The following is a 508-nucleotide window of genomic DNA, read 5'->3' on the forward strand; positions in this document are numbered from 1 at the left end:
GCCTCGGCGGCGGCCAGGCGGGAGTCGTCGGCGGTCGCCTGCAGCGCCGCCAGCGCCCGCCGGGTCTCTTCGACCAGGGCGTCGCGGGCCTCGGCGGCCAGGGCCTCGAACTTGTCCAGCGCCAGCTTGGTGGCCGCATCGAAGCCGTCGGCCTCGCGCTGGGACATCTCGACCAGGGCCTTGAACTGATCGCCGGCGGCCTCGACCAGGTCCTTGACCGCCTCGGTGGTGCGGGTCGAGGTCTCGCCCAGCTCTCCGGCGGCCGAGCGGGTCGCGGACAGCTGTTCGGTCAGCTGCGCCCTCTGGCTCTCCACCTGGGCCGAGAAGTCCTCCTGGTCGGTCCTGAGCGCGTAGGCGGCGGTGACCAGGGCCGCGCGCTGCTGGCTGAGGCCTTCCTCGACCGACTGGATCTGTTCGGCCACGCCGGTTCCGGCGTTCTCGAGGCGCAGCGTCTGGCGGGCCAGGTCGTCGGCGGCGACGCGGGCGGCGTCCTGGGCCTCGCCGGGCG

General features: G+C 74.6%; 1 pseudogene. It reads right to left on the reverse strand.

Annotated features, from left to right (window positions below):
* Positions 1-508, reverse strand: a pseudogene (locus tag AC2W7C_RS18910) (tipN); the annotation flags it as partial.

It is taken from the genome of Brevundimonas sp. CURTG3B2_SDJG, from assembly GCF_057364705.1.